The sequence below is a fragment of the Aquabacterium parvum genome (assembly GCF_001447195.1).
Lineage (GTDB): Bacteria > Pseudomonadota > Gammaproteobacteria > Burkholderiales > Burkholderiaceae_C > Aquabacterium > Aquabacterium parvum.
Map to the genome: position 1 here is coordinate 73,944 of NZ_LFRI01000144.1, position 25,595 is coordinate 99,538.

General features: G+C 67.6%; 29 protein-coding genes and 1 tRNA gene. 11 read left to right on the top strand and 19 right to left on the bottom strand.

All coding sequences use genetic code 11. The annotated features are described in order from the left end of the window. Nucleotides 1-61 precede the first annotated feature (61 nt). Nucleotides 62-988: a branched-chain amino acid transaminase gene (locus ABG80_RS04925; protein ID WP_058086643.1), complete on the top strand. Its 927-nt coding sequence runs from the start codon at nt 62-64 to the stop codon at nt 986-988. Between the two features lie 45 nt (nt 989-1,033). Continuing rightward, nucleotides 1,034-1,252 (top strand): zinc-finger domain-containing protein, encoded by a 219-nt coding sequence (locus ABG80_RS04930; protein WP_058086644.1) that lies wholly within the window; start codon nt 1,034-1,036, stop codon nt 1,250-1,252. Between the two features lie 128 nt (nt 1,253-1,380). Here ABG80_RS04930 and ABG80_RS04935 read toward each other — a convergent pair whose 3' ends face one another. The 3 genes from ABG80_RS04935 to ABG80_RS04945 form a co-directional block, all read right to left on the bottom strand. Continuing rightward, nucleotides 1,381-1,935 (bottom strand): DUF3455 domain-containing protein, encoded by a 555-nt coding sequence (locus ABG80_RS04935; RefSeq protein ID WP_058086645.1) that lies wholly within the window; start codon nt 1,933-1,935, stop codon nt 1,381-1,383. An 82-nt stretch (nt 1,936-2,017) separates the two neighbouring features. Beyond that, nucleotides 2,018-2,746, bottom strand: coding sequence for an anti-sigma factor (locus ABG80_RS04940; RefSeq protein ID WP_058086646.1), 729 nt, complete (start codon nt 2,744-2,746; stop codon nt 2,018-2,020). Nucleotide 2,747: 1 nt separating this feature from the next. Beyond that, nucleotides 2,748-3,365, bottom strand: coding sequence for a sigma-70 family RNA polymerase sigma factor (locus tag ABG80_RS04945; RefSeq protein ID WP_058086647.1), 618 nt, complete (start codon nt 3,363-3,365; stop codon nt 2,748-2,750). Between the two features lie 81 nt (nt 3,366-3,446). On the opposite strand from ABG80_RS04945, the gene purU reads away from it, so the two are divergent. Genes purU through ABG80_RS04965 form a run of 4 tightly spaced genes read left to right on the top strand, consistent with a single transcriptional unit; the run spans nt 3,447 to nt 6,439 of the window. Continuing rightward, nucleotides 3,447-4,331: a formyltetrahydrofolate deformylase gene (gene purU, locus ABG80_RS04950; protein ID WP_058086729.1), complete on the top strand. Its 885-nt coding sequence runs from the start codon at nt 3,447-3,449 to the stop codon at nt 4,329-4,331. 29 nt (nt 4,332-4,360) lie between these two features. Continuing rightward, nucleotides 4,361-4,816: a YybH family protein gene (locus ABG80_RS04955; RefSeq protein WP_058086648.1), complete on the top strand. Its 456-nt coding sequence runs from the start codon at nt 4,361-4,363 to the stop codon at nt 4,814-4,816. A gap of 11 nt (nt 4,817-4,827) precedes the next feature. Beyond that, nucleotides 4,828-5,847 (top strand): YheT family hydrolase, encoded by a 1,020-nt coding sequence (locus tag ABG80_RS04960; protein ID WP_058086649.1) that lies wholly within the window; start codon nt 4,828-4,830, stop codon nt 5,845-5,847. Nucleotides 5,848-5,857: 10 nt separating this feature from the next. Further along, on the top strand, nt 5,858-6,439 hold the full coding sequence (locus ABG80_RS04965) for a DUF2946 family protein (RefSeq protein WP_058086650.1): 582 nt from the start codon (nt 5,858-5,860) through the stop codon (nt 6,437-6,439). Between the two features lie 149 nt (nt 6,440-6,588). On the opposite strand, the gene ABG80_RS04970 is transcribed toward ABG80_RS04965, so the two are convergent. Further along, the gene (locus ABG80_RS04970; protein ID WP_058086651.1) at nt 6,589-7,137 is read right to left on the bottom strand and encodes a c-type cytochrome; all 549 of its coding nucleotides are present in this window, start codon (nt 7,135-7,137) and stop codon (nt 6,589-6,591) included. Between the two features lie 72 nt (nt 7,138-7,209). On the opposite strand from ABG80_RS04970, the gene ABG80_RS04975 reads away from it, so the two are divergent. Beyond that, nucleotides 7,210-7,285 (top strand) — tRNA-Arg (locus ABG80_RS04975). Here ABG80_RS04975 and ABG80_RS04980 read toward each other — a convergent pair. The 7 genes from ABG80_RS04980 to ABG80_RS05010 form a co-directional block, all read right to left on the bottom strand. Continuing rightward, nucleotides 7,286-9,457, bottom strand: coding sequence for a TonB-dependent receptor plug domain-containing protein (locus tag ABG80_RS04980; protein WP_083505822.1), 2,172 nt, complete (start codon nt 9,455-9,457; stop codon nt 7,286-7,288). Continuing rightward, entirely contained in the window at nt 9,454-11,511 is a 2,058-nt protein-coding gene (locus ABG80_RS04985; RefSeq protein WP_235513748.1) for an ATP-binding protein, read from the bottom strand. Before ABG80_RS04985 ends, ABG80_RS04980 begins: the two co-directional genes overlap by 4 nt. Before the next feature lie 28 nt (nt 11,512-11,539). Beyond that, nucleotides 11,540-12,529 carry an ABC transporter substrate-binding protein gene (locus ABG80_RS04990; protein ID WP_083505824.1) on the bottom strand — a complete coding sequence of 330 codons (990 nt, stop codon included), beginning with the start codon at nt 12,527-12,529 and terminating at the stop codon, nt 11,540-11,542. 97 nt (nt 12,530-12,626) lie between these two features. After that, nucleotides 12,627-13,145 (bottom strand): DoxX family protein, encoded by a 519-nt coding sequence (locus ABG80_RS04995; RefSeq protein ID WP_058086655.1) that lies wholly within the window; start codon nt 13,143-13,145, stop codon nt 12,627-12,629. Next, a complete protein-coding gene (locus tag ABG80_RS05000; protein WP_058086656.1) occupies nt 13,105-13,383 on the bottom strand; it encodes an HvfC/BufC family peptide modification chaperone in 279 nt (92 codons plus the stop codon). The genes ABG80_RS04995 and ABG80_RS05000 overlap by 41 nt, the downstream gene beginning before the upstream one ends. Continuing rightward, nucleotides 13,353-14,138 (bottom strand): DUF692 domain-containing protein, encoded by a 786-nt coding sequence (locus tag ABG80_RS05005; protein WP_083505825.1) that lies wholly within the window; start codon nt 14,136-14,138, stop codon nt 13,353-13,355. The genes ABG80_RS05000 and ABG80_RS05005 overlap by 31 nt, the downstream gene beginning before the upstream one ends. A 38-nt stretch (nt 14,139-14,176) precedes the next feature. Further along, a complete protein-coding gene (locus tag ABG80_RS05010; protein ID WP_058086657.1) occupies nt 14,177-14,401 on the bottom strand; it encodes a hypothetical protein in 225 nt (74 codons plus the stop codon). A gap of 235 nt (nt 14,402-14,636) precedes the next feature. Here ABG80_RS05010 and ABG80_RS05015 point away from each other — a divergent pair, with 235 nt between their 5' ends. Further along, nucleotides 14,637-16,253, top strand: coding sequence for an HDOD domain-containing protein (locus ABG80_RS05015; protein ID WP_058086658.1), 1,617 nt, complete (start codon nt 14,637-14,639; stop codon nt 16,251-16,253). An 18-nt stretch (nt 16,254-16,271) separates the two neighbouring features. Beyond that, the gene (trmL, locus tag ABG80_RS05020) at nt 16,272-16,742 is read left to right on the top strand and encodes a tRNA (uridine(34)/cytosine(34)/5-carboxymethylaminomethyluridine(34)-2'-O)-methyltransferase TrmL (RefSeq protein WP_058086659.1); all 471 of its coding nucleotides are present in this window, start codon (nt 16,272-16,274) and stop codon (nt 16,740-16,742) included. Nucleotides 16,743-16,792: 50 nt separating this feature from the next. Here the strand turns inward: trmL and ABG80_RS05025 are convergent, their stop codons facing one another. From ABG80_RS05025 to ABG80_RS05040, 4 genes are all read right to left on the bottom strand, one after another. Then, nucleotides 16,793-17,788 (bottom strand): NAD(P)H-dependent glycerol-3-phosphate dehydrogenase, encoded by a 996-nt coding sequence (locus ABG80_RS05025; RefSeq protein ID WP_058086660.1) that lies wholly within the window; start codon nt 17,786-17,788, stop codon nt 16,793-16,795. Nucleotides 17,789-17,792: 4 nt separating this feature from the next. After that, on the bottom strand, nt 17,793-18,242 hold the full coding sequence (gene secB, locus ABG80_RS05030) for a protein-export chaperone SecB (RefSeq protein ID WP_058086661.1): 450 nt from the start codon (nt 18,240-18,242) through the stop codon (nt 17,793-17,795). 105 nt (nt 18,243-18,347) lie between these two features. After that, nucleotides 18,348-20,447, bottom strand: a complete 2,100-nt coding sequence (locus ABG80_RS05035) for an EAL domain-containing protein (protein ID WP_058086662.1) — start codon at nt 20,445-20,447, stop codon at nt 18,348-18,350. A 120-nt stretch (nt 20,448-20,567) separates the two neighbouring features. Next, entirely contained in the window at nt 20,568-20,939 is a 372-nt protein-coding gene (locus ABG80_RS05040) for a DUF1304 domain-containing protein (RefSeq protein ID WP_058086663.1), read from the bottom strand. Nucleotides 20,940-21,028: 89 nt separating this feature from the next. Between ABG80_RS05040 and ABG80_RS05045 the strand changes: the two genes are divergently transcribed. Then, entirely contained in the window at nt 21,029-21,637 is a 609-nt protein-coding gene (locus ABG80_RS05045; RefSeq protein ID WP_058086664.1) for a TetR/AcrR family transcriptional regulator, read from the top strand. An 83-nt stretch (nt 21,638-21,720) separates the two neighbouring features. On the opposite strand, the gene grxC is transcribed toward ABG80_RS05045, so the two are convergent. Both grxC and ABG80_RS05055 read right to left on the bottom strand, forming a co-directional pair. Beyond that, nucleotides 21,721-21,984 (bottom strand): glutaredoxin 3, encoded by a 264-nt coding sequence (grxC, locus tag ABG80_RS05050; RefSeq protein WP_058086731.1) that lies wholly within the window; start codon nt 21,982-21,984, stop codon nt 21,721-21,723. 181 nt (nt 21,985-22,165) lie between these two features. Further along, nucleotides 22,166-22,588 (bottom strand): rhodanese-like domain-containing protein, encoded by a 423-nt coding sequence (locus tag ABG80_RS05055; protein WP_058086665.1) that lies wholly within the window; start codon nt 22,586-22,588, stop codon nt 22,166-22,168. 148 nt (nt 22,589-22,736) lie between these two features. Between ABG80_RS05055 and gpmA the strand changes: the two genes are divergently transcribed. Further along, a complete protein-coding gene (gene gpmA / locus ABG80_RS05060) occupies nt 22,737-23,480 on the top strand; it encodes a 2,3-diphosphoglycerate-dependent phosphoglycerate mutase (protein WP_058086666.1) in 744 nt (247 codons plus the stop codon). 57 nt (nt 23,481-23,537) lie between these two features. On the opposite strand, the gene ABG80_RS05065 is transcribed toward gpmA, so the two are convergent. Both ABG80_RS05065 and ABG80_RS05070 read right to left on the bottom strand, forming a co-directional pair. Further along, nucleotides 23,538-24,614: an endonuclease/exonuclease/phosphatase family protein gene (locus tag ABG80_RS05065; protein ID WP_058086667.1), complete on the bottom strand. Its 1,077-nt coding sequence runs from the start codon at nt 24,612-24,614 to the stop codon at nt 23,538-23,540. A 60-nt stretch (nt 24,615-24,674) separates the two neighbouring features. Further along, complete coding sequence (locus ABG80_RS05070; RefSeq protein ID WP_058086668.1) at nt 24,675-25,583, bottom strand: carbohydrate kinase family protein; 909 nt, start codon at nt 25,581-25,583, stop codon at nt 24,675-24,677. Between the last annotated feature and the right edge of the window lie 12 nt (nt 25,584-25,595).

Here is a 25,595-nt window from a genome sequence, read left to right on the forward strand (position 1 = left end):
TCGGGTTCTACACAGGTTTCAACGTGCTGCCATTTGAGGGCGGCACCGGAAAGGACTCCCCATGTCGATGGACGACCGCGACGGCAAGATCTGGATGGACGGCAAGCTGGTGGAATGGCGCGACGCCAAGGTCCACGTGCTGACCCACACGCTGCACTATGGCTGCGGCGCCTTCGAGGGCGTTCGCGCCTACAACACCGTCAACGGCCCGGCCATCTTCCGCCTGCGCGAGCACACGGAGCGCCTGTTCAACAGCGCCAAGATCCTGCGCATGCCCATGCCTTACACGCTGGAGCAGCTGGAGCAGGCCCAGATCGACGTGGTCAAGGCCAACAACCTGGAAAGCGGCTACATCCGCCCGCTGATCTGGCTGGGTTCCGAGAAGCTGGGCGTGAGCCCCAAGGGCGCCAAGGTGCACGCCATGGTCGCCGCCTGGACCTGGGGCGCTTACCTGGGTGAAGAGGGCATGAAGCGCGGCATCCGCGTCAAGACCTCGAGCTACACCCGTCACCACGTCAACATCACGATGACGCAGGCCAAGGCGGTGAGCAACTACACCAACTCGATCCTGGCCAACATGGAAGCCACGGACGACGGCTACGACGAAGCCCTGCTGCTCGACAGCGCCGGTTTCGTGTCCGAAGGCGCGGGCGAGAACATCTTCGTGATCAAGTCCGGCGTGATCTACACACCCGACCTGTCGGCCGGTGCGCTCAACGGCATCACCCGCAACACCATTTTCGCGATCGCCAAGGACCTGGGCCTGGAGATCGTGCAAAAGCGCATCACCCGCGACGAGATCTACATCGCCGACGAGGCCTTCTTCACCGGCACCGCTGCCGAAGTGACCCCGATCCGCGAGCTCGACCGCATCGAGATCGGCATCGGCTCGCGTGGCCCGATCACCGAGAAAATCCAGACCGCCTTCTTCGACATCGTCAACGGCCGCAACGCCAAGTACGCCGAGTGGCTGACGCCGGTGCGCTGAAGCGCTCAAACGACCTGATCTGCTGACCCCCACGAAAGCAACATCATGAGCACCAGCACCCAAGCGCCCAAGAGTGTGATCGAAGTCGGCGCCGCTGACCTGCAAGGCCCAGGCGTCGTCTTCTGCCCGAACCCGAAGATGCCGGTTTGGAGCCACCACCCCAAGGTCTTCATCGACGTGGTCTCCGAAGGCGAAGGCCGCTGCCCGTATTGCGGCACGGTCTACAAGCTCAAGGACGGCGAGCACGTGCACCACGGCCACTGAAGGCAGCACGGCCCAGGTTCGCACCCGGCCCATCGGCGCCCGATGGGGCCGGATCAAAACAAGGAAGCCCGGCTCTTGGCCGGGCTTTTTTCATGTCCGCCCGCCGCCTGTCACAGCGGGCGGGGGCATCACATGGCGGGCTTGTAGAAGGCGTAGTCGGCGCGGTAGGGCACGACCTGCTTCTGGCCGAGCTGCTCGGCGCCGCAAGGCAGGGCAGGGGCCACACCGCCGACCGTCTTGAGGCGCTGGATGAAGCTCACGCCCTTCATCGCGCCTTCGCCCGTGGCCGGGTTGGCCTGCACCAACTGCAGCGGGATGTTGCCGGCCGGTGCGGGGCTCACGGCCAGCTGCTTGCCCGTGACCTTGGAGCCGTCGTTGGCCTCCCAGGTGGGGCCTGCGTAATACTTGCCCACGACCTGGCCCTTGGCGTTCGTCAGCGTGGCCACCGGGGCCACGAAGGCCCATTCGTGGCCGCCGCCGGCCTTCTTCTCGCGGCATTCGTAGGTGATCTCGCCGGTGCCCGTCGTGTAGAGGGACTGGGCCTGGCCTGCGGGCACGCGCACGGCGTCGGGCAGGGCAGCGTTGTCCACGCGGGGCTCGGTGGGCGCCATGCCGGCACAGCCGGTGAGGGCGCTCAGGGCGATGGCGGACAGGCTGGCGGCGGCGAAGGAAAACTGGGACATGGCGGGCTCCGGTTGGTTGAGGCGGGGGGGCGCTCAGGCCCCACACCTCGCACTACGGTTCGCGCAGCCCGTTTGGATGCAGTCAGATCTGCAGCTTGCCCACCGAGACGATCGGGCCGGTGGCCTTGCCACCCGGCGCGCCACCCGGTGGCTCGAGGGTGACGGCGAAGGCCGCCGTGTCGCGCAGCAACTCGGTGCGCAGCACGGTGGTGGGCTTGTCAGGCGAGAGCAGGCCCAGCGAGCGGGGCGCTCCCTGGGGTGGCACCGCCCACAGCTCCAGCGCTCGGTTGACGGCGATCGTCTGCCCCTCGCTCAGAGGTTTGACGACCAGGCTGCGTCCGTCGCCACTGACGCTGGCCACGAAGGACAGCGGGCGCACCGCGTTGCCCTCGGGTAGATCGGGCGCCGCCTGCATCACCACGACGATGGGCGGCTGCGAAGGCGCGGGCTGGGTCAAGGCCACGCCCAGTGCGATGGCTGCCACCGTGGCGCCCGCCGTGAGCGACTGCCACAGCACCAGCTTTTGCCACCAGCGCACGACGATGCTGGCGTGCTCGTGGACAGCTTGGACGGCTTGTGCAGTGGGGAACAAGCGCTTCTGGATGCCATCCCACACCTTGGCCGGTGGGGTGACGGGCTCGGTTGAAACCGCCAGTTGCGCCAGGCGGCGCTCCCAGTCCAGCGAGGCTTGCCGCAGGGTGGGGTGGGCGGGCAGCAGGGATTCAAAGCGACGGCGGGCGCCCCCACGCAGGGTGCCCAGCGCGTATTCGGCGGCCAGTCGATCGGCCAGATCAGGGCGGCTGTAATCCATCTCAGCTCAAGGCCAGCGAGGCCCGCTCCAGGCAATTTTTCAGACCTTGCAGCCCGCGCCGCACCCAGCTCTTGACGGTGCCCAGTGGCTGTCCGAGGTGATCGGCGACCTCGGAGTGGCTCAGCCCCTGGTAGTAGGCCAGGGCCAGGCTGTGCCGCTGGTCGCCGCTGAGCGTGTCCATGCAGGTCGACAAGGCCTTGGCCGTGCTGGCCTGGGCCAGGAGGTCAAGCGGCCCTGGGGCCTCGGATGCGATGTCGTCCAGCATGTCGGTGTCCTCTTCTTCAGGGCCCCCCGAACGGCTGCTGACCGTCTGTGGTGCGGCTTGGCCTCGGCGCAGGCTGTCGATGGCCCGGTTGCGCGCGATGCTGCCCAGCCACGTCGTTGGCTGGCTCATGGCCGGGTTGAAGCCCTGCGCCGAGCGCCAGACGTTGACGTAGACCTCCTGCAGCACGTCTTCTGCGAGGGCCCTGTCTGTCTGTATACGCAGCACGACGCCCAACAGATGCGGACTTGTGTCACGGTACAGCCGCTCGAATGCGGCCCGATCGCCCAGCGCAACGCGCGAAAGCAATTCGGCCAGGGCTTGCTGGCGAGGCGTTGGTGAATTTGACGAGGGCATGTCGCGTGTGGCGGCGTGGAGTTTCAGCGCATTCTAGGGACGATGAGAGCCCCTGCGGGGCCACCTACAATGGCTTGCATCATGAAGACCGCGAACGAATTCGTCCTGACCCTCTCGTGCCGGGACACCACCGGCATCGTCCATGCTGTCTCGGGCCTGCTGTACCAGGCGGGCTGCAACATCATCGACTCACAGCAGTTCGGTGACGTGCAGAGCGAAGACAGCACAGGGCTGTTCTTCATGCGCGTGCACTTTGCTGCGCCGCCTCACCTGGCGGATGCCGGCACACTGGGCAAGCTGTTCGGCCACGTGCGCGAGCAGTTCGGCATGACCGCCCAGATCCACGCCATGGCGCGCAAGCCCCGCCTGCTGCTGATGGTCAGCAAGCACGGTCACTGCTTCAACGACCTGTTGTTCCGCTGGCGCTCGGGATGGCTCAACGTGGACATCCCGGCCATCGTCTCGAACCACCCAGACTACGCCGAGTTGGCCGCCAGCTACGGCATCCCCTTTCACCACCTGCCGCTGCCCACGGGCTCGCCCGCCGAGGTCAAGCGCGCGCAGGAGCAGCAGGTCGAGGCGCTGGTTGCCGAGCAGGGCATCGACTTGGTCGTGCTGGCGCGCTACATGCAGATCCTCAGCCCCGAGTTCTGTCAGTTCCTGCAGGGCCGCGCCATCAACATCCACCACAGCTTCTTGCCCAGCTTCAAGGGCGCCAAGCCCTACTACCAGGCGCACGACCGGGGTGTGAAGCTGATCGGCGCCACGGCGCACTACGTCACCGCCGACCTGGACGAAGGCCCGATCATCGAGCAGGACGTCGAACGCGTGGACCACACCCTGAGCCCGGAAGACTTCACCGCCGTGGGGCGCGACGTGGAATGCATCGTGCTTGCCCGCGCCGTGAAGTGGCACACCGAGCACCGCGTGCTCATGAACGGCCACAAGACCGTGGTCTTTCGCTGAACCCCGCGAGCTTCGATCGGAGTTGAACCATGTCCGACCCCCGCGCCAAGCAGACCGCCGCCGTGCTCATGACCACGGCCGATGAAACCGAGGTCTCGTTCTACGAAGCCATGCAGGCGGGCGACGTCGACCGCATGATGCTGGTGTGGGCCGACGAAGAAGACATCGCCTGCGTGCACCCGGGCGGCCCGCGCATGGTGGGCACCGTGGCCGTTCGCGCTGGATTCGAGGCCGTGTTCGCCAGCGGCCCGGTGCACGTGTCGATCGAGCACGTGCGGCGCATGGAGTCGGCCGTGTGCGCGGTGCACCATGTCACCGAACGCGTCACCGCCACCGGTCCGGACGGCCCGCGCACGGCCTTCGTGATGGCCACCAACGTGTTTTTGCGCACGCCGCAGGGCTGGCGCATGGTGGCGCACCACGCCAGCCCCGGCATGACCGAAGACCTGCCCGACATCACCGAGCCGCGCGGCGTGTTGCACTGAGGCCAGGCGGCATGCAGGCATATCGCGCCCCCCGATGGCTGGCTGGCTCCGGTCTGGTGGCAGGCAATGCGCAGACGATCTGGCCGGCGCTTTGCAGCCGCGTGCACCCTGACCGCCGCGTGGGCCCGGTGGCCTACCTGCGCGAGCGCTGGGACACGCCCGATGGCGACTTCATCGACCTGGATTTTTTCCCGGCCGACGCGGTGGCCAAAGGCGCTCACCGGCCGGTGCCGGCGCCCTCGCTGGTGCTGTTCCATGGTCTGGAAGGATCGTCTCAGAGCCATTACTCGCGGGCGTTTGCGCTGTGGGCCCACGCCAGGGGTTGGGATTTCGTCGTGCCGCATTTCCGGGGCTGCTCGGGCGAGTTGAACCGCGCGCCCCGCACCTATTTCTCGGGAGACCACGCCGAGATTGACTGGATCCTGCGCCGGCTGGCGCTGCGCAAACCCGGGCCCATGCTGGCTGTCGGCGTCTCGCTGGGCGGCAACATGCTGCTGCGCTGGGCCCAGGAGGCGGGCGGCGAAGCCTCGCGCGTGGTGCGAGCGGTGGTGGCGGTGTCCTCGCCGGTGGACCTGACCGCGGTCAGCGAGAACATCAACCGCGGCTTCAACAAGCAGGTCTACACCCGCATGTTCCTGAAGTCGCTCAAGCCCAAGGCGCTGGCCAAGTTGCAGCAGTTCCCCGGTCTGGCCGATGCAGAGGCCATTCGCCGATCCGAGGATTTCCTGGCCTACGACAATGCGTTCACGGCCCGCATCCACGGCTTTGCCGATGCGCACGACTACTGGGCCCGCTGCGCCGCCAAGCCGCACCTGCGGCACATGCGCGACGTGCCGGCCCTGGTGCTCAACGCCCGCAACGATCCGTTCATACCGGCCTGGTGCCTGCCCACGCGCGGCGAGGTCGGCCCTGCGGTGACCCTGTGGCAGCCGCACGAAGGCGGGCACGTGGGCTTTCCGGCAGGGCGTTTCCCTGGGCACGTTGCCGACTTGCCGCAGGCCGTGGGCGCCTGGTTGCAGCAACACCTCTGAGGACCTGTTCATGGACGACATCGTCAAGGCGGCCATCCAGAAATGGCCCAACGTGCCCAACTGCTTTGACTGGCTGGGCCTGGACGCGCGAGGTGACTGGTACCTGCGCGATGCGGCCACGCAGGCCGTTGGGCCGTTTCCTCTCTCGAAGGGCAGCCGCGTCACGCACGACAAGCTGCGCGAGTTCATCCAGCGCAACTACGAGCCCGATGCACAGGGGGCGTGGTTCTTTCAGAACGGGCCGCAGCGCGTGTACGTGGCGCTGGAGTTGGCGCCCATGGTGATCGGTGTGCGGCGTCATGCCCACGAAGGTGCGGCGGGGGCGGGCATTGCGGTCGCGTCAGCGGGAGGCGCGGGTTTCGTGGTCGAAACCCACACCGGGCAGCTCGTGCAGCAGGTGCGCAGCAGCTGGCTCGATGAACACGGCCACCTCTACCTGGACACCGAACACGGCCTGGGCGTGGTGCGCTCGCTCGACATGGACGCAGCGGCCGATGCCATCGAGGCCGCTGGCTGGGAGCCTGAAGAGATCGCGGCGGACGAGTTGCCGAGGCGTTTTGGTTTTGTGCTGAGGCCGCAGCCGCCGGGCTGAGGCACCGCGCGCATCGCCCCGAGCCCATGGCGCACGCCCAGCCGTGGCCGGCGCTGCCAGGCACTGCCTGTGTCGAGCAGGCAAGGAATTGAGCACGCAAAGAAAAACCGGCCCTGCAGGCCGGTTTGTCGTTTCAGGCGAAGGCCTGATCAGGGAGCCGACGCGGCGTCAGCCGAGGCCGACACTGCAGGGGCTGCCGGCTCGGCCAGCTTGCCACCCGAGTTGTTGACCATGTAGACCATGGCGCGGTGGACTTCGAGGTCGGAGAAGTCGCCACCACCTTGCGGGGGCATGGCGTTGAGGCCCTTGAGCGCATGCTCGAGCAGCTTGGCGTCGCCCTGGCCGATGCGACCGGACCAAGCGCCTGCGTCGCCGAACTTGGGCGCACCCAGCATGCCGGCGCCGTGGCAGTTCACGCACGAGCCCTTGTAGACCTCTTCACCCGAGCGCGGGCCGGTGTTGGCCGAGGCCAGTTTGATCTCGACCGAGCCCACGGGCATGATGCGCTGCGACACGGCTTGCGGGCTCAGGGCGTCGCTGCCAGCGGCCCCCTTGTTGGCCGAAGAGACGTAGTTGACCAGCAGGGCGATGACGACCACCGGCACCACGAAGGCGGCGAGGACGGCCGCGATCAGTTGCTGAGGGGTGCTGATCGGGCCTTGGTGGCCAGACTCTTGGGATTGAGGCGCTTGGCTCATGGGGTGTTGTGGGCTTGGGTGGAATGGACCCCGAATTATATGGGGTCACACTGCTAGAATGCGGCACGCGCAGCGCCCGTAGCTCAATGGATAGAGTACTGCCCTCCGAAGGCAGGGGTTGCTGGTTCGATCCCAGCCGGGCGCGCCATCACATCCGCAGGCTCAACTGCACGAACAGCGATCGCCCTGCCAGCGGCAGGTCACCCGGCACCAGCACCGGGATCGCGTCCCCCGGCGAATACAGGCTGGGCTCCTCCAGTTTGGCGTCGAACAGGTTGCGCACCGAGGCGCGGAACTCCCACCCCGAAGCAGAGCGCGGCGAGCGCAAGGTCAGGTCCATCGTGGCCTGGTCGTGCACTGGCTTGCGCGCGTCGCCAGGCGGGCGGCTGCGCCCGGCCACGTGGTTGACCTGGCTGCTCCACTGCCAGCCGCTGTCCCAGCGCCAGTCGGCACGGCCGTACAGGTGGTGGCGAGGGGCGTAGCCGGCGTCCTGGCCACTGGTCTCGTCGGTGGAGCGCTGCCAGGCGTAGTTGCCCGACAGGCTCACCGCGTGGCTCAGTTCGTGGCGCGCTTCCAACTCGAAGCCTTGGCCGGTCTGTTTGCCGGTGTTCTGGAACACCTGCGGGCTGCCGGTGGGCGAGATGATGTCGCGCATGCCATGTCGAAACAGGCTCAGTTGCAGCAGGGTGTCGGAGCGGGCCTGCCACGAGAACGCGAGCTCCGTCGTCTGGATGGTTTCGGGCTTGAGGTCGGGGTTGCCGCGCAGCACCGGGTTGTTGATGCTGTAGAGCTCCATGAAGGCCGGGGCCCGGAAGGCGCGGCCGTGCAGGAGTTTGGTGGTCAGGTCCAGGCTGGTGTCCCAGACCAGGGCCACGCGCGGGTTGGTGGTCGAGCCGACGTCGGAGTAGCGGTCGTGGCGCACGCCGGTGGTCAGCGTCCAGTCGCGGGCGAGGTTCCACTCGTCCTGCAGGATGAGGTGGTCGACCTTGCGGCGGTGCGGCTTGATGAAGGCGTCTTCGACGGGGACCTCGACGACCGAGCCGTCGCCCAGCAGCACGGGCGGTTGACCCTCAGATAGCACGAAATTTTTGTGCTCGCGCGCGCGGTAGAGGTGCAGGTCTTCATGGCCCATGCCGAAGCTCAGCCGGTGGTCGAACCAGCCGCTGTAATGGGCCATGACGGTGGCTCGCCACTGGCGCTCCCAGGTGTTGGGTGAGCCGCGCATGCCGTTGGGAAAGTTGCCGCCCCAGGCCCCGGCCGGGTAGAGCAGCAGCGGGTCGTACTGGGCGTTGAGGTGCATGCCGCTGAGGTGGGCCTGCAGGCGCCAGTCGGTGCTCAGCGGCACGTCGTCGAGGGCCAGGCTGAGGTAGCTGCGGTTGGCGCGGCCTTTGCTGGATGGGTCGAGCGAGCTGGCGGCGCCCCCGCCCAGGCCGATCTGGTCGCGCCCCATGTGGCCGATGCGAACCTGGGCGTGGCCCCACTTCAGGCTGAGTTGGCCATCGAGCATGCGGTGGCCCAACTGGGCCGGCCCGGGCGCCAGGCTGGCCTGGCTGCCGTAGAGCTGGTCGATCTGGGTCTGGGCGTCAGAGCGGATGAGCGGCTTGTCGCCGTCGGTCTGGGCGTGTTGCAGGTAGGCGGCCACTTCCCACGGGCCCCATTGGCCTGCGTGCAGGGCCCAGGCGCTGTGCGACTCGAAGCTGCCCACCCGAGCGCCGAATTCGGTGCCGGGGATGTCGGCTGTGCCCTTGGTGACCAGGTTGATGACCCCGGCGTAGGCGTCGGCGCCGAACATGGCCGAGCCAGGCCCCCGGATCACCTCGACGCGGGCGATGTTCTCCAGCGGCATGCCGGCCCAGCCGTTGCCTCGGTTGCCGATGAATTGCATGGTCAGCGGCATGCCATCGAGCAGGACCAGCGTTTGCGGGTTGAACTGGCCATGGATGCCGCGGATCAGGTAGAGCGGGTTGTAGCCCTGAATGTTGCGGCTGACGTGCACGCCAGGCACGGTCTCCATCACCTCGTCGAGGTCGGTGGCGCCGATGCGCGAGATGTCTTCGGCGGAGACGACGCTGGCCACGGCGGGCGCCCTGCGAAGCGACTGCGAACGCCCGGTGGCGATGCTGACCTCGGGGCTTTGCATGACGACGCGGTCACCGAACGCTGCGGCCAGCTCCTCTTCGTCACGGCTGACCTGTGCCCCGGCGTGTGCGCTGAGCAGCAGGCAGGTCAGGGGGACGCCGAGTCGCGCGACGGCTTGCGCGCAGGATGCGAGCGGCCGCAGCTTCAAGGGCTCGAGTGAGCGTTGGGGGCGGTGGTTCATGTGGGCCCTTCGTTGGGCGGCCTGGCGCTGGCGTCTGGCGAAGTGTCCGAGTGGGCTTCGACCTCGCGCTGCCAGCTCAAGCCCAGCGTCTGACCGATCAGGTCAAGCAGCTCCTGACGGTCAAAGGGTTTGGCCAGGAAGGCGTTGGCACCGGATTGCTGGGCGTCCTGGCGGTGTTGGTCCGAGGCGTTGGCAGTCAGGGCGATGACGGCGATGTCCTGCGTGCCCTGCGTGGCGCGCAGCATCCGGGTGGCAGACAGGCCGTCCAGCACGGGCATCGCCAGGTCCATGAGGACGAGGTCGGGTGGGCAGCGTTGGGCCAGCTGAACGGCCTCCTGGCCATCGGCGGCTTCGAGGGTGTCAAAGCCCAGTGGACGCAGCATTTCCAGCAGCAGCTGGCGGTTGGTGGTGACGTCATCGACCACCAGCACCAGCTTGCGCGGGCCGTCGTAGCCGATGATGTGGCGGGCCTGAGCGGCCGTGATCGCCTCGGCGTGGACCACGGGCAAGGCCAGGTCGAACCAGAAGCAGCTGCCCGCGCCTTCGCGGCTGTCGAGGTGGATGTCGCCACCCATCAGGCGCACCAGCTGGCGGCTGATGGCCAGGCCCAGGCCGGTGCCCTGTGCGCGGCTGTGCGAGTCACCGGCTTGTTCGAAAGGCTCGAAGATGCGCTCGCGGTCGGCGTCGCGCACGCCCGGGCCGCTGTCGCGAACCGAGAAGCGCAACGTGACCTGTTCGCCAGCCAGGGTTCCCGGCACCGGTTCGATGTCGAGACTGACCTCGCCGGCTTGCGTGAACTTCAGCGCGTTGCCCAGCAGGTTGATGAGGACCTGGCGCAGGCGTTGGTCATCGACCAGCACGCCTTGGGGCACCGTGTCGGCGCAGTGCATGCGCAGCGTCAGGCCCTTTTGTTGGGCCTTGATGCCCAGCACGTTGTGCAGCTGCTGAGCCAGCTGGCGCGGCTGCACGGGCACCGGGGCCAGCGCCGTGTGACCGGACTCGATGCGCGAGAGGTCAAGGATGTCGATGATCAGGCGCAGCAGCAGCCCACCGCTGTCGTGCACCGTTTGCACGATGTGGCGCTGGCGTTCGGTGAGCGTGCGGTCCATTTGCAGGATCTGCGCATAGCCCAGGATGGCGTTGAGCGGCGTGCGCAGCTCGTGGCTCATGCGGGCCAGGAAGTCGGTCTTGGCCTGGCTGGCCACTTCGGCGCGCTCCTTGGCCTCTTGCAGCTCGAGGGTGCGCTCGCGCACCAGGGCCGAGAGGTTGAGCTGGTGGCGCTGCAGCTCATCGCCCCGCTCCTGCAGGGCCGAGATCATGCGGTTGAAGGCGGTGGCCATGCGCTGCACGTCCTGCGGGCCCTGCACCACCGTGCGCACCCGTGATTCGCCTTGTTCGGCGCGCGACATGGCTTGCGACAGCGATTGCAGCGGGCGGCTCAGCCGCTGGCTCAACCAACGCAGCATGCCCAGGAAGAGCACCGAGATGACCAGCGAGGTGCCGACGTTGACCAGGAAGATGTTGGCGACCGTGTGCGCCAGCGTGGCCTTGCTGAGCACCACGGTGACCTGCCCCAGGCGCTCGGCCACCGGGGGGTCGACGTCAAATGGGGTGCTGTTGGGCTCTGACCAGACCGGTGCCACCACGTACCAGGCGTGCTCGTCTTCGGCTGCGAGCAGGGGGGATCGGTCGGCATCCAGAGGAGCCGGTGGCACGTCCGTGCGCTGGAAATGGGTGCTGCCTTGCGAGGCCAGCAGCTGGTGGTCGGCGGTGCGCACCTCGATGCGCAGCACGTCGGGGAAGGCCAGCGTGGCCGTCATGGCTTCGCGCACGTTGTCGGGTGAGCCCGACAGCAAGGCCAGTCGGCTTTGTGCGGCCAGGCTGCTGGCGACCTGCAGGCTCTGGTCAAGCTGCTGGCTGCGGACCTGGCGGCTGGCCTGCCAGGCGCTGGCCAGCGAAGAAAGCAGCGTCATGCTGAGCACGCCGACGGCAACCACCGCGGACAGCTGCTGCTGGAAAGTCAGGCGCTCGGCCCATCGCGTGATGGGTCTCATGAGCAAGGGGATGCGAGCAGTCGTCATCTCATTGCTCCGGTAAAACAAGGTGAATGGGTTGGGCCGACTCATCGAGGTCGAGACCCAGGTGGCGAGCGGTGCGCACGTTGACGGCGGTGAGCACCTGCCGCAGGGCCTGCATGCCTCGCGGGGGCAGCGAGCCGCCGGACAGGGCTGCCATCGCGGTGCTGCCCAGGTGTCGGCCGAGCTCGAGGTTGTCGGGGTACAGCGCGAACAGCGCACCGCGGCGCACGTGCGCCACGTTGCTGGAGAACACGGGCAGGCCCTCGTCCCAGGCGGTGCGCAGCAGCCAGGGCAGCACCACCGAGTCGTCGACGGCGCTGGTGTCCTGGGGCAGCCACAGCGCGTCTCGGCGCACGTTGAGTTGCCCGATGAGTTCCTGGTAGCGCTTGAGCGAGCCCTTGAGGTCCTCGCTTTCGAAGGCGAGCAGCTCCAGGCCGTTTTGCCTTGCGGCCTCGCGCGCCAGGCGGATCAGCCAGTCGTTCTGACGTGGGTTGTGCACGACGATCACGCGACGCGCTTGTGGCACGAAGGCCTTGAGGCGGGTGAACAGCAGGTGGGGGTCGGGCGCCAGGCTGACCACGGTGCCCGACTGGCCATCGGCCTCTGGCACGGACAACACGCCTGCAGCGATGAAAGGCAGCTTGAGGTCGAGCGTGGTGGCGGCTTTGAGGCCGCTGCGCCCCAGCGCGATCAGGGCGCGCACATGGCGGCTGCGCAGCTCTTGCGCGAGGGACTCCGGTGCGGACTCACCCGCCAGGGGCAGGCGCAGGATGCGCCCCGCTGTGCGCTCGTCGATGCCGCGCACGATGGCGGCAAAAGCGCTGCGAAAAGGCTCGCCGATCTGAGGGTAGACGACCGCGATGGTGCTGCGGCCGTCGTCGTCAGCAGCCCAGCTCGACAAGGGGGCGGCTGCCACCCCCAGCACGCCGCTGCGCACCAGCTGGATCAGCTCCCGACGTGTCAGCCTGGAGCGAATCGGACATGTACCAGACAAGTCTCACCCCCATGTGGCGGGCCCAGGCTTGCCCGTTCAGCTCCCATGCACACCCGGGAGCTGGCGGGGATGTTAACGGATGCTGTTCAGGTCCGGGTCAAGGGTGTGTCTGGATGGCACCCGGTGTGTCGTGATGACGCCTCACCTGGCGTCCACACAGCCAGGCATCCAACGAGAAGCGGCCCGCCCCCTGCGTGAGGATGGCCAGGCACATCAGCCCCAGCATCAAGGGCACTTTGAAGCCCAGCCCGCCTTCGGTCTCGATCTGGTTCCAGCCCGCCCAGCCCAGGTCGAAGTGCACCGTGTACACGGCCACCCAGGTGATGAACATCAGGCCCAGCGCGGCCAGGCGGCTCAACAGGCCCAGACCGATGGCAGCACCCAGGACGACCTCGCCCAGGCCGGCGGCGACCCAGTTCAGGTCAGGGCCCAGCCAGGCCAGCATGGGCGGGAAGTCGAGGCCGGCGAACCACTCGGGCGCGGTCAAGCCGGCCGAGACCTTCATGAGTCCGGCCTGGAAAAACTCCTGGGCGACGAACAGCCGCAGCGCGAGCAGGCCCAGCCCATCGACGCGTTCACGTGCGCTGGACGCGATCGAGGTAAGTGAGGAATTCATCGTGGAGGTCTCCGTAGAAATGTGAGGTCCAGGCAGACTGGCGCACGAAGTCGGCGATCAGGGCTTGCCACGCTTCGTCGCCCAGGGCCGTGCGCAATTCGGGGTGGTGGGCCTCGATCATCTGGCTGGCACCGAGTTGAACGAGGTGGCGGTAGACGCGCATGCCGGCCTCGGTGTGGCCCTCGGGCACCACCTCGCTGCGGCCCCTCACGTAGTCGTAGAAGTCGGCTTCAGGCATCGCAGTTCCTGGTTGATGCGGTCGGGGGCGGGCACGTCGTTGTCCCATTCGAGCAGGATGGCCAGGCCGTGCGAGGCTTGCAGTTGGCGGGCCAGGGCGGCGGTGTCGGGCTCGACCGGTTCGCTGTGGGTGTCGATGTGCAGGCCGAAGCGAGCGTCGAACTCGTGGCCGGCGACGTGCAGGTAGCTCACGCGCCGGGTGTCCACCCGCGAGACGAAGGCGGCCAGGTCCAGGCCGCCATGGTTCTTGTGGTTGACGGTGATGTTGTTGAGGTCGAGCAGGATCTGGCAGTCGGCCCGCTCGGCGACGGCGGCCAGGAAGTCCGCCTCGGGCATGTCGCAGCGGTTGGTGTACCAGGTGCTGTTCTCGATGGCGATGCGCCGCCCGAGCACGTCCTGAACGTGGCGGATGCGGTCGGACACACGGGCCACCTCGGCCACCGTGAACGGGATGGGAAAGAGGTCGTAGAGCTGGTGGGCGTCGCCACTGGCCGCCAGGTGGTCGGACACGTGCAAGGCGCCGAGGTCATCGGCCAGCTCGCGCAGGCTCAGCAGGAAGCCACGGTCGATGGGCGCGGGGCCGCCCAGGTTCATGGACACGCCGTGCAGGTGCACCGGGCGGCCCGACGCGATGAGCGCCTTCAGCGGCGCACGGTCGCGCCGGATCCAGTTCTCGGAGACGACCTCGAAGAAGTCGGCCTCGATGGCCGACATGTCCCAGTCGGACATCTCGCGTCGGTAACCCAGTCCCACCATGGTGGCGTGTCCTTTCAGTGCTCAGTGACGGGCCGTGTTCACTTCTTGGAGCAGGAGGCGTCCTTCTTGGCGCAGCCGCCGTCTTTCTTGGAGCAGGAGGCTTCCTTCTTGCCAGCTTCGTCCTTCTTGCCGCAGCTGTGTTCCTTGCCGCTGGTTTCCTTTTTGCCGCAGGAGCCGGCGCCGCACTTGGCGTCCTTCTCACCGGCCCAGGCGGTGGTGGCGATGACGGAAGCGGCGATGGCGGCGATGGTCTTGATGTTCATGGTCAGGTCCTTGGTTGATTGACGTGGAGGTGTGGCACGGGTGTGCACGATGCATGTGTCGCACCGAAATGGCAAACCTGACACAAGAATGTGTAACAACACGAACTTGCTTGGGCAGCGGGGATGCTGCAAGGTGAATTGACACCATTGATCGGCGTTGATGCGGCTTTCGCTCGCTTGCTGCCAGGACCAGGGAAAGCGGACAATGAAATCCCACCCCTGAAACCCTCTGCGCATGAGCACCATCCCAGCTGAGCAGGACGGCATAACCGCCGAGGCCGACGTCACCCTGGCCTACCTCCTGCGCCGCATGCGCAGCAAGAGCGATTTTCCGGCCCTGTCCGCGTCCGTGGCTCGCGTGCAGGTGCTGTCCGAATCGGAAACCGACAGCCTGCAGTCCCTGTGCGACGAGATCCTCAAGGACGTGGCCCTGACGCAAAAGCTGCTGCGCGTGGTCAACACGGCCCACTACCGCCGTGCAGGCAGCGACCCCATCAGCACCATCTCGCGCGCGGTCAGCCTCATCGGCGTGGGCGGCGTGCGCAACCTGGCGCTGTCGCTGATGCTGCTGGACCACATGCAGGACCAGGGGCACGCCCACCAACTCAAACAAGCCTTCCTGCACACGGTGATGGCGGGTACCTTGGCCAGCGAACTCGCCGTCAACCCGCGCGAGGCCGAAGAGGTGTTCGTCGGGGCGCTGTTCAGGCGACTGGGATGGTTGCTGGTGGCCTTCTACCTGCCCGACGATGCCGATCAGATCCGCCAGCGTGGTGGCGAGCCTGGCCTGGCCTCGACCGCCGACAGCGCGCGCATCGTCCAGCAGGTGCTGGGCGTGGGCCTGGAGGCACTGGCCGATCACGTGGGGCGCGAATGGGGCCTGCCCGCCGACCTGCTGGCCAGCATGCGTTCCCCAGGTGAGGCGGTGCCCACGCATTCGCTCGCAGGTCACCCCAGCCGCGTGCACTGGCTGGCCAGCCTGGCGCAGTCGGCCTCGGACGCCATGTTGCACACCGAGCCAGCGCAACTGGGCGACGCCTTGCGAAAGCTGCAGCGCCGCTACCAGGCGTCGCTGGGGTTGGAAGGGGACGTGCTGCAGGAAGCCGCTGGTCGCTCGCGCCAACGCCTGACCGACCTCACCCGCGCGCTGAACCTGTCGGTGCCAGCGTCCTCACCCGCCGAGCGCCTGCTGGACCTGTACTACGTCGACGCGCCCAACGAGGGGCAGGGCGCGGACGCCACCCCTGGTGAGCTGGCCGACGAGGTGGAGCTCAGCGCCCTGAGCCAGGAGCCCGTTGACCAGGTCCTGGACCGCGAGGCCATCCTCACCCACGGCATCCAGGACATCACCAACACCCTGGTCGAGTCGTTCAAGCTGCAGACGGTGCTGCACATGGTGCTCGAGACGATCTGGCGCGGCCTGGGTGCCCGCCGCGTCGTCTTCTGCCTGCGCGACGCCAAGACCAACACCCTGGTGGGTCGCCTGGGCCTGGGTGAGGGCGCCGACGTGCTCAAGGCGGCATTTCAGATCGGCCTGAACGTGCAGCCCGGCCAGCAGCCCGACCTGTTCGCCGCCGTGTGCCACCGCAACGTCGACACCCTGATCGCCGATGCCAGCGTGGCCGCCGTGGTGCGCCTGCTGCCAGGCTGGTTTCAGGCCCACGTGCAAGCGCCGACCTTTTTGGTGCTGCCGCTGTGGATGAAGCGGCCCAACCAGCCTGATGTGGTGCTGGGCATGATCTACGTCGACCAGGCCGAGGCCGGTGGCCTGGTGCTGGACGAGCGCACCTTGTCCTTGCTGCGCACGCTGCGCAACCAGGTCATCATGGCCTTCAAGCAGACGGCGGGCTGAGGGCTATCATCGCGCCCCATGTTCCGCATCGTCCTGGTCCACCCCGAGATCCCGCCCAACACCGGCAACGTCATCCGGCTGGCGGCCAACACCGGCTGCGAGCTGCACCTCATCGAGCCGCTGGGTTTTTCGATGGACGACAAGCTGCTGCGCCGGGCCGGGCTCGATTACCACGAGTACGCACCGGTGAGGCGCCACGCCAGCTGGCAAGCCTTCGTGGATGCGATGCAGCCTGACGCCTCGCGGATGTTTGCGTTCACCACGCGCGGCAGCCGGCCCTTCGGCGAGGTGAGCTGGCACAGCGGTGACTGGTTGGTGTTCGGGTGCGAAACGGCTGGCCTGCCGCCCGAGTTGCGCGAGACCTTCCCACTGCCCCAGCGCGTGCGCTTGCCCATGCGGGCCGACCAGCGCAGCCTCAACCTGAGCAACGCGGTGGCGGTGGCGGTGTTCGAGGCCTGGCGCCAGAACGGCTACGCGGGTGGGGGCTGATCTGCCCGACCAGGCGCCGGGCGTGGTCTCGGGCTTTCATCGGCCTGGCGTCAGCCTTCGGCCTTGGCCTCGCGGCGCATCAGCGCACCCACGGCTTGTGCCGGGCCCATGCGACCCTCCAGCACGGCCACCACGGCTTCGGTGATGGGCATGCTCACGCCCAGGGCCTGCGCGCGTTGCCACACGGTGGGCGCGGTGTAAACGCCTTCGGCCACGTGACCCAGCTCGTGCAGGATCTGCGGCAGCGGCTTGCCCGTGGCCAGTTGCAGCCCGACGTTGCGGTTGCGCGAGAGGCTGCCGGTGGCGGTCAGCACCAGGTCGCCCAGGCCCGACAGGCCCATGAAGGTGTCGGGGCGTGCGCCCAGGGCCACGCCCAGGCGGGTCATCTCGGCCAGGCCGCGCGTGATGAGGGCGGCGCGGGCGTTCAGGCCCAGCTCCAGGCCGTCGGCGATGCCGGTGGCGATCGCCAGCACGTTCTTGACCGCGCCGCCCACTTCGACACCAACCGGGTCGGGCGAGGTGTAGACGCGCAGCGAATCGGAGTGGAAGGTGCGCACGGCCAGCTCGCCGAGCGAAGCGTCGGGGCTGGCGGCGACCAGTGCGGTCGGTCGGCCGATGGCCACTTCGTGCGCGAAGCTCGGACCGGAGAGCACCCCGGTGCGCGCCTGCGGGCTCACGGCCCGCGCGATTTCATGCCCCAGCCGACCGGTGCCTTTTTCGAAGCCCTTGCACAGCCACAGCGCAGCGGCGTCAGCCGGCAGGCGTTGCAGCACCTCGGCCAACGCCGCCATGGGCGTGCCGATGATGATCAGGCCTTGTCGTGCGTGCGCGTGCGCCACGGCCTGAGCGAAGTCGGCCGAGACTTGCAGCGCCTCAGGGAAGGGGGCGTCGGGCAGGTAGCGCGCGTTGCGGCGCGCTCGCTGCATCTCGGCCGCCTGGGCGGCGTCGCGCGCCCACAGGTGCACCGGCACGCCTTGTCGCGCCGCGCTGATGGCCAGCGCGGTGCCCCAGGCGCCGGCCCCCAGGACCGTGATCGGTGGGGTCATCCGCTCAGGCGTTGGCCTGCTGGGCAGCGGCTTGCTGCAGCTGCGACTCGTACATGGCCTGGAAGTTGACTTCGGTCAGGTGCACGGCGGGGAAGCCGGTGCGGTTGAGCGTGTCGGCCACGGTGGCGCGCAGGTAGGGGTAGACGATCTGCGGGCAGGCGATGGCGATGATCGGCTGCAGTTGCTCTTGCGGGATGTTGCGGATCTCGAACAGGCCGGCTTGCTTGGCTTCGATCAGGAACAGCACCTTGTCGTTGACCTTGGCGGTCACGGTGGCGGTCACGGCCACTTCATAGATGCCTTCAACCACCGGTTCGGCGTGCAGGTTCAGTTGCACGTCGATCTGGGGTTGGCCCTGCTCCAGCAGGATCTGCGGGGCGTTGGGCAGCTCCAGGGACAGGTCCTTGAGGTAGATGCGCTGGATGGCAAAGCTGGGCTGGGCTTGTTCGCTCATGACGGTTCCTTGGTTTGTTCGGTGGGCCCGGGCGTCGCAGGTTGCGCGCTCTGACGGGTCTGTCTCCGGTGCGGGGGATTATGGCGCAGCGCCGTGACAGGCCTGTCACAGGGCTGAGGGGGGTGTTGCCTCAGGGTTTGCCCGCTCGCCCAGGTAGCGCAGCAGGTCGGGCAGCTTGAGCCCGGGGCTGTAGAGCCAGCCCTGGAACTGGTCGCAGCCCAGCTCCTGCAACAAAGCTTGCTGGCTGGGTGTCTCGACGTATTCGGCGATGACGTTCACCCCTTGCGAAGAGCCCAGGCGAGTCACCGTGCGCACGATGTCCTGGTTGACCAGGTTGTGCTCGATGCCCCGCGTGATGCAACCATCGAGTTTGATGGCGGACAACTTGATGCGCTGCAGGTACAGCAGCGAGGTGTAGCCCATGCCGAAGTCGTCCATGCTCAGGGCCACGCCCAGGTCCTGCAGGGCGTGCAGGGTGCGGTCTGAGGCCTCGGTGATGTTGAGTGCCCGGCCCTCGGTGACTTCGAGCTTGAGCTGGCCAGGCGCGACCTGGTGCTGTCTCAACGCCTGAGCGACGGTGGTCGGCAGCGAGCTGCTCTCAAGCTGAACCGGCGAGACGTTGACGGCCACTTTCACCTCATGCCCGGACCTCTGCCAGGTCGCCAGGTCGCGGCAGGCGCGGTCGATCGCGAAGGCGCCGATGCGGTGGATCAGCAAGCACTCTTCGGCCGGGTTGATGATGGCCGGTGCCGGGATGAGGCCGTACTCGGCATGCTCCCAACGGATCAAAGCCTCGACGCTGACCACGCGCCCCTGCATGTCGTGCACGGGCTGGTAGACCAGGTACACGCGCTCGCTGCCCAGGTCCTTCTCGAACTCCTTGACCAGCGCCCGAGCGATGCGCCCGTAGCGATCGGTCCGCTCGAGCATGCCCTCGCTGCCGCGCACAGGGGCGCAAAGGAAATTGAGCGTGTCCTTGAGCATGGCCCCGAAATCCTGCTTGCGGTCGCGCTCGAGCCTTTGCACGAAGGGCAGGTAGATCAGGGTCGACAGCAGCAGCCCGCCCAGCTGGATGGCAACGCCCACCCACGAGCCGGTCAGCAGGTGCCCGGACAGCAGGATGGGCGTGGACCAGCTGACCGCCTCGGTCGGCCCCGACGGGGGCAGCCAGCTCAGCACCGCGCTGGCCAACAGGCTGTTGAGCAGCGGCGCGGCCACGAAGGCCCCCAGCCAGCGCAGCCCGAACACCAGGGGGATGCCAAAGAGCAGCAGCTCGTTGACGTTGATGATGGCTGGCAGCACAGAGGCCCAGGCCAGGCGACGCATGACCGGGTCGCGCCCGCGCAGCAAGATGGCCAGGATCAGGCCCCAGGTGGCGCCAGCGTCGCCCAGGTGCGCAAAGGCGTTGACCACCATCGGGTTGCCCAGGGGGTGAGACAGGTCGGCACCAGGCGGGGCGATCCAGGCCGAATCCTGCTCGCTCCAGTGCAGGATGATCTGACCGCCGTTCACGCCCACCAGCCACAACAGCTGGTTGACCAGGACCAGCACCGCGTTGAGCAACCAGGTCCCCAGGCTCTGAACCTGACCGAGCGCCACGTGCATCGGCGCCAGTGAGGTGTTCAGGGTGTGCAGGCCAGCATGAGCCAGAGAAGAGGTGGCCCACGCACAAGCCATCACCACGGCGCCGAACGAGGCCATGCGGATGCCGAACTGAAGGGTGTCGCCGATCTGGTAGTCGATGGCGTGCCGGGGCGCAGGGAAAGTGCGCTCCAGCAGGTGAAGCACCTCGGCGGTGAAAACGCCCAGCACCAGGCCCTTGAACAGGCTGGCGTAGCCCAGGTCTTCGAGCACCACCTGGCCTTCGGGGGCGACACCCAGCACGAAGGTCGCGGCGGCGACCAGCGAGGTCCCGGCCATGGAAGGAAAGTGGCGGCGCTCCTTTTCGTCGAGCAAGAGCGAGATCCGCGAGGCCACGATCATGGCGCTGGTCATGCCCGTGATGCCGTTCGTGGCCTGCACCAGGGTGGCCGCTGCGGCGGTCCAGTCTGCGCCGAACACACTGGCCATCGCTTCCCGGTAAATGGGCAGCGGAAGGTACAGGGCCGCGTTGGCCAGCGCCCCGATCAAAGCCAGCGGCAGCAGCAGGATCAGCGCGTTGCGGATGCCTTCCGCCCACAGGGACAGCTTGTCACGCCAGGCCAAGGTGTCTCCACGCTGGTCAGTGTGCGGCCATCATCGTGGAGCGAGCCTTGGCACACAAGGCGGGGCAGCCCGCATGCCGCGGCACGTGTGCACCGCGCGCCACGCGTCAGGGCAGGCCGCTCAAAGCAGCATCAGCGCCAGCGCGATGCCGGCGGGCAGGGCCTGGATCGGCAGGATGCGCCAGCTCGCCGAGGCACCGCCGAACACCCCGGCGATCACCACGCAGCCCAGGAAGAATGTGCGGATGTCGGCGCCCGCAGCGCCCAGCCAGCAGCCCCAGGCCAGGCCGGCCGCCAAAAAGCCGTTGTACAGGCCCTGGTTGGCCGCCAGCACCCGGGTGGATTCGGCGAACTCTCGGGTCAGGCCGAAAGCCTTGCGCCCAGCGGGCCGGGTCCACAGGAACATCTCCAGAACCAGGAAGCCCAGGTGTTGCAAAGCCACGAAGGCGGTCAGCCACAGGGCCAGGGTGGAGGTGAAGGCGAGGGTGTCCATGCGGTGGCGCTGTGTCGGCGTGCAGTTGAGTTTTTTACTGTAGAGTACAAAAATCAATGCGTCAATGAATTTTTGACTGACTGGTAAGAATGAATGCCAAGCCTCGGGGCCGCCCCCGTGCCTACGATCCTCAAACGGTGCTCCAGCAGGTCCAGCAGGCCTTCTGGGGCAAAGGCTATGCCGACACCTCGCTGGACGACCTGTGCGAAGCCGCTGGCGTCAACAAGGCCAGTCTCTACGCGGGCCTGGGTGACAAGGCGCAGCTCTACCGCCTGGCCCTGCAGAGCTATGTCAAGCAGGTGGGAGACGGCATGGCTGCCGCGCTTGACGCGCCAGGCCTGACCTTGGCTCAGGCGCTCGAGCGGCTGCTGGCGCAGACGGTGGCCATTTACCGAGGTGCCCGGGGGTGTTTCATGGTGTCGACCGCGCCGATGGTGGCCTGGCAGGACGAAGCCGTGCGGGCGCTGATGCAGCAGGCGCTGGCGGGGCAGTCGGCCTTGCTGGCGGCGCGCTTCGAGCGTGCCGCACGCGAAGGCGAGTTGAGCGATGCGCTGCCGGCGTCAGCGCTGGCGGGCCTGTTCGCGGCGCTGATGCATTCGCTGTCGTTGAGGGCGCGCGCTGGTTTGCCCGAGCCCGAACTGTTGCGCTGGGCTCAGGCGGAGCTGGCGCTGTTGCTGGCCCTGGCGCGGCCTGTGTGACGTGATGCCGGCCAGCGTCTGAACGGCTGAGGGGCCTGTTGCCCGCTCAGTCCCTGAAGGCTTGAAGGCCTGGAGACCTGGTGTCAGGCCTGACCAGCCAGCATGGGCAGCAAGCCACCACGTTGGTCCAGCGCGATGAGGTCATCGCAGCCGCCCACATGGGTCTCGCCGATGAAGATTTGGGGCACGGTGCGCCGGCCCGTGATGGCCATCATGTGGTCGCGCTGGCTGGGGTCCAGGTCGATGCGGACTTCTTCGATGGCCTCGACCCCGCGCTGCTTGAGCAGCATCTTGGCCCGCTGGCAGTAGGGGCAGACCTGGGTGGTGTACATCTTGACGGCTTGCATGGTGCGGCAGGTGCAGGGTGGTGCGGTGGAGGGGGCAGCGCCAGGCAGGCGCGGCAACGCCATTGTCCCGCCAGAGCGATGCCCGCCTGGCGCGTGGGGACTAGCGTGCGCCTGCCACGAAAGCTCGCTGGCTGGCGCCGTTGGCGTCGTTGGCGGCGTGATGCACGCCTGCGCCGCTGAATCAGGCCTTGCTGGCCTTCTCGATCGGCAGGTTGGCTTCTCGCCAGGCCTTGAGGCCACCTGCGAGCGACTGCACGTTCTCGTGCCCCATCTTTTTCAACTCGACCACGGCCTTGGCAGAGCGCTGACCGCTGGCGCACACCACCACGATGGGCAGCTTTTTGTTGCCGGGCAGGCCCTTGGCGGTGCCCAGGTCGGCCAGCGGGATGTGCTTGGCGCCCGCCACGTGGCCAGCAGCGAACTCTTCGGCGCTGCACACGTCGATGACGACGGCTTTCTCCTTGTTCATCAGCTGCACGGCCAGGGCTGGCGTGATGCCGCCGTTGCCGGCTTGCTGGAGCTGCTGCCAAAGCAGGATGCCGCCCGAAGAGGCTGCGGCCAGGATCCAGATCCAGTTGTCGGCAAGGAAGCTCGAGGAGGTCATGCAGGGGTGCTTTCGCGAGAAGAGACGTCAGGGGCCCGGGAAGGGCGTCGGCCAGGGACCCGATGCACGGGGGGCACAGGTTCACCAGGAATCGGCCGCGATTTTATAATCGAGGGCTAGCCTCATCAGAAACCACCGAGACCCGACCATGTACAAGCTCGTGCTGATCCGCCACGGCGAATCGACCTGGAACCTGGAAAACCGCTTCACCGGCTGGACCGACGTGGAGCTCACGCCCACTGGTGTGTCGCAGGCCATGTCGGCCGGCAAGCTGCTCAAGGCCGAAGGCTACGAGTTCGACGTCGCCTACACCTCGGTGCTCAAGCGCGCCATCCACACCCTGAACTACGCCCTCGACGAGATGGATCGCAGCTGGCTGCCCGTCGTCAAGGACTGGCGCCTCAACGAGCGCCACTACGGCGGCCTGCAGGGCCTGAACAAGGGCGACATGGCCAAGCAGTACGGCGACGAGCAAGTGCTGATCTGGCGCCGCAGCTACGACACCCCGCCGCCGGCCTTGGAGCCCACCGACCCGCGCGGCCAGCGCCAGGACCTGCGCTACGCCAAGCTCAACCCCGAGCAAGTGCCCCTGACCGAGTGCCTCAAGGACACCGTCGCTCGCGTGGTGCCTTACTGGACCGACGTGCTGGCCCCGGCCATCAAGAGCGGCCAGCGCATCGTCATCGCCGCGCACGGCAACTCGATCCGCGCCCTCATCAAGTACCTCGACAACATCAGCGACAACGACATCGTCAGCCTCAACATCCCCAATGGCATCCCGCTGGTGTACGAGCTCGACGCCGACCTCAAGCCCATCAAGCACTACTACCTGGGTGACGCCGAAGCGGCTGCCGCAGCGGCTGCCGCCGTGGCCAAGCAAGGCAAGGCCTGACCCTGGCCGGGTGCTTCGCCCACCTCGCGGCGGCCGCCCCGCTGTCGCGGTTGGCGATCAGGGCTTGAGGGCCCAGATCACCGGGCAGTGATCTGACAATTGACGGCCTTGGTCAGAGGCATCGAACGACAGGCGCGCAAAGCGCCTGTTGCCGTTTTGGGCCGCCAGTTTCTGGTCGATGAAGATGTCGTCGATGTACTGCCGGTGCTTGTCGTCGGCGGTGCAGCCCGTGTAGCGCTGGCCCTCGGTGGCCCTCAGCAAGGTCGCGCCTCGGGGCACGTCGTCGCTCCAGGCTTGCACCAGGTTGAAGGGCGCGCCTTCGTCGGGGCCGGCGGGGTAGCGGGCGTCTTTGTCGAGGTGGCGGTTGAAGTCGCCGAGCAGGGCGAATGCCGTGCCCTCGCGCACACGTTGATCGACCCATGCTTCGACCACGGGCACCTGCTGACGCAGCCGTGCGCAGGGCTCGAAGCTGCGGTCGAGCTTGCCGGTGAAGCAACCGCTTTTGAGGTGAACGGCCAGCAGTCGGACCTCGCGCGAAGTGCCGGGCCACAGGGTCACGTCGGCACCGGCACGCGTGCCGCCATCGATGTCGAGCGCGGTCAGGTCACCGTTGCAGCGAAAGGGCACGCCCTCTCGGATGGCAAAGCCCACCTTCTGCGGGTGAGCCCGTTGGGTGAAGCAACCCAGCTGCCAGCCTTGCCGAAAGACCTGTCTGGCGGCTTCGGGGCCATCGACTTCCTGCAGCGCCACGACATCGACTCGGTGCGTGTCATGCAGCGACTGGGCGCTGCGGGCCAGCGCGTCCAGGTCGGCCTGGGTGCGCGAGGGCGGCGGCGTGCGACCGGGTGTGCAGGGCAGGGCGCGGTCCTGGCTGCGCGGTTGCTGGCTGGTGCAGCGCGCGGCCAGCCGCTCGTGCTCGGCGGGCACCATCAGCCATTCCATGTTCCAGGTGGCGAGGGTGACGCCGCTGCCAACACCGGCCGACGTCGTGCCCAAGCCCAGCTTCTGCAGCCATCCGGCGTGGGCCGTGGAGGCAGCCAGCAGCGCCAGGGCCGCGCAGGCCTGCTTGAGCGGGTGAGCGCGCGCGTGCGCATGCCGCCGGTCGGTGCGGGACCTGTGCGGCCGTGGCGACACAGGTGCTGGGAGGGGGGGAGAGAGGGCCCGTACAGCAGCCAGCAGGCGGCGCACGCGTCCTCAGGCGCCGAGCGCGACGCGGTCGAGCGTGTAGTTCTGCGGGCCGGCCACGGCGATCTTGATGGCGCCGATGCGGTTCGCCAGGGCCACCGACTTGACCAGGTCCCAGCCTTGCGACAGGCCGTGCAGCAGACCGCCACGGAATGCGTCGCCACAGCCGGTGGGGTCGACCACCGCAGCGGCCTTCACGCCGGGCACGTGGGTTTTTTCGCCTTGGATGTAGACGTTGCAGCCGTCTGCGCCCAGGGTCTCGATCAGGCCCTTGAGGTGCGGGGCCTTCGAGATCTCGGCCAGGCTCTGACCGGTGCGGTCGGCCAGCAGCTTGGCTTCGTAGTCGTTGACCGCCACCCAGGTGGCTTGCGACACAAAGCGCTTGAGGTCTTCGCCGTCGAACATGGGCAGGCCCTGGCCCGGATCGAAGATGAAGGGGATCTTGGCGGCTTGCAGCTGGGCGGCGTGCTGGATCATGGCGTCGCGGCCGTCCGGGGCAACGATGGCCAGCTTGATGGCAGGATCGGCCTGGATCTGCAGGCGGTGAGCCTGGCCCATGGCGCCGGGGTGGAAGGCCGTGATCTGGTTGTTGTCCTGGTCCGTGATGATGATGGCCTGGGCGGTGTAGTCGTCTTCCACCGTCATCACGTGCTTGAGGTTCAGGCCCTGCTGCTCGAGGTGGTTGCGGTAGAGGGCGCCGTCTTTGCCCAGCGTGGCCATGATCAGGGGTTCGCCACCGAGTTGCTTGAGGCTGTAGGCGATGTTGCCGGCGCAGCCGCCGAATTCCTTGCGCATCGAGGGCACCAGGAAGGACACGTTCAGGATGTGCACCTGCTCGGGCAGGATCTGCTGGGCAAAGCGGCCTGGGAAGGTGGTGATGGTGTCAAAGGCCAGGGAGCCGCAGATGAGCACGGACATGTTGTTGCTTTC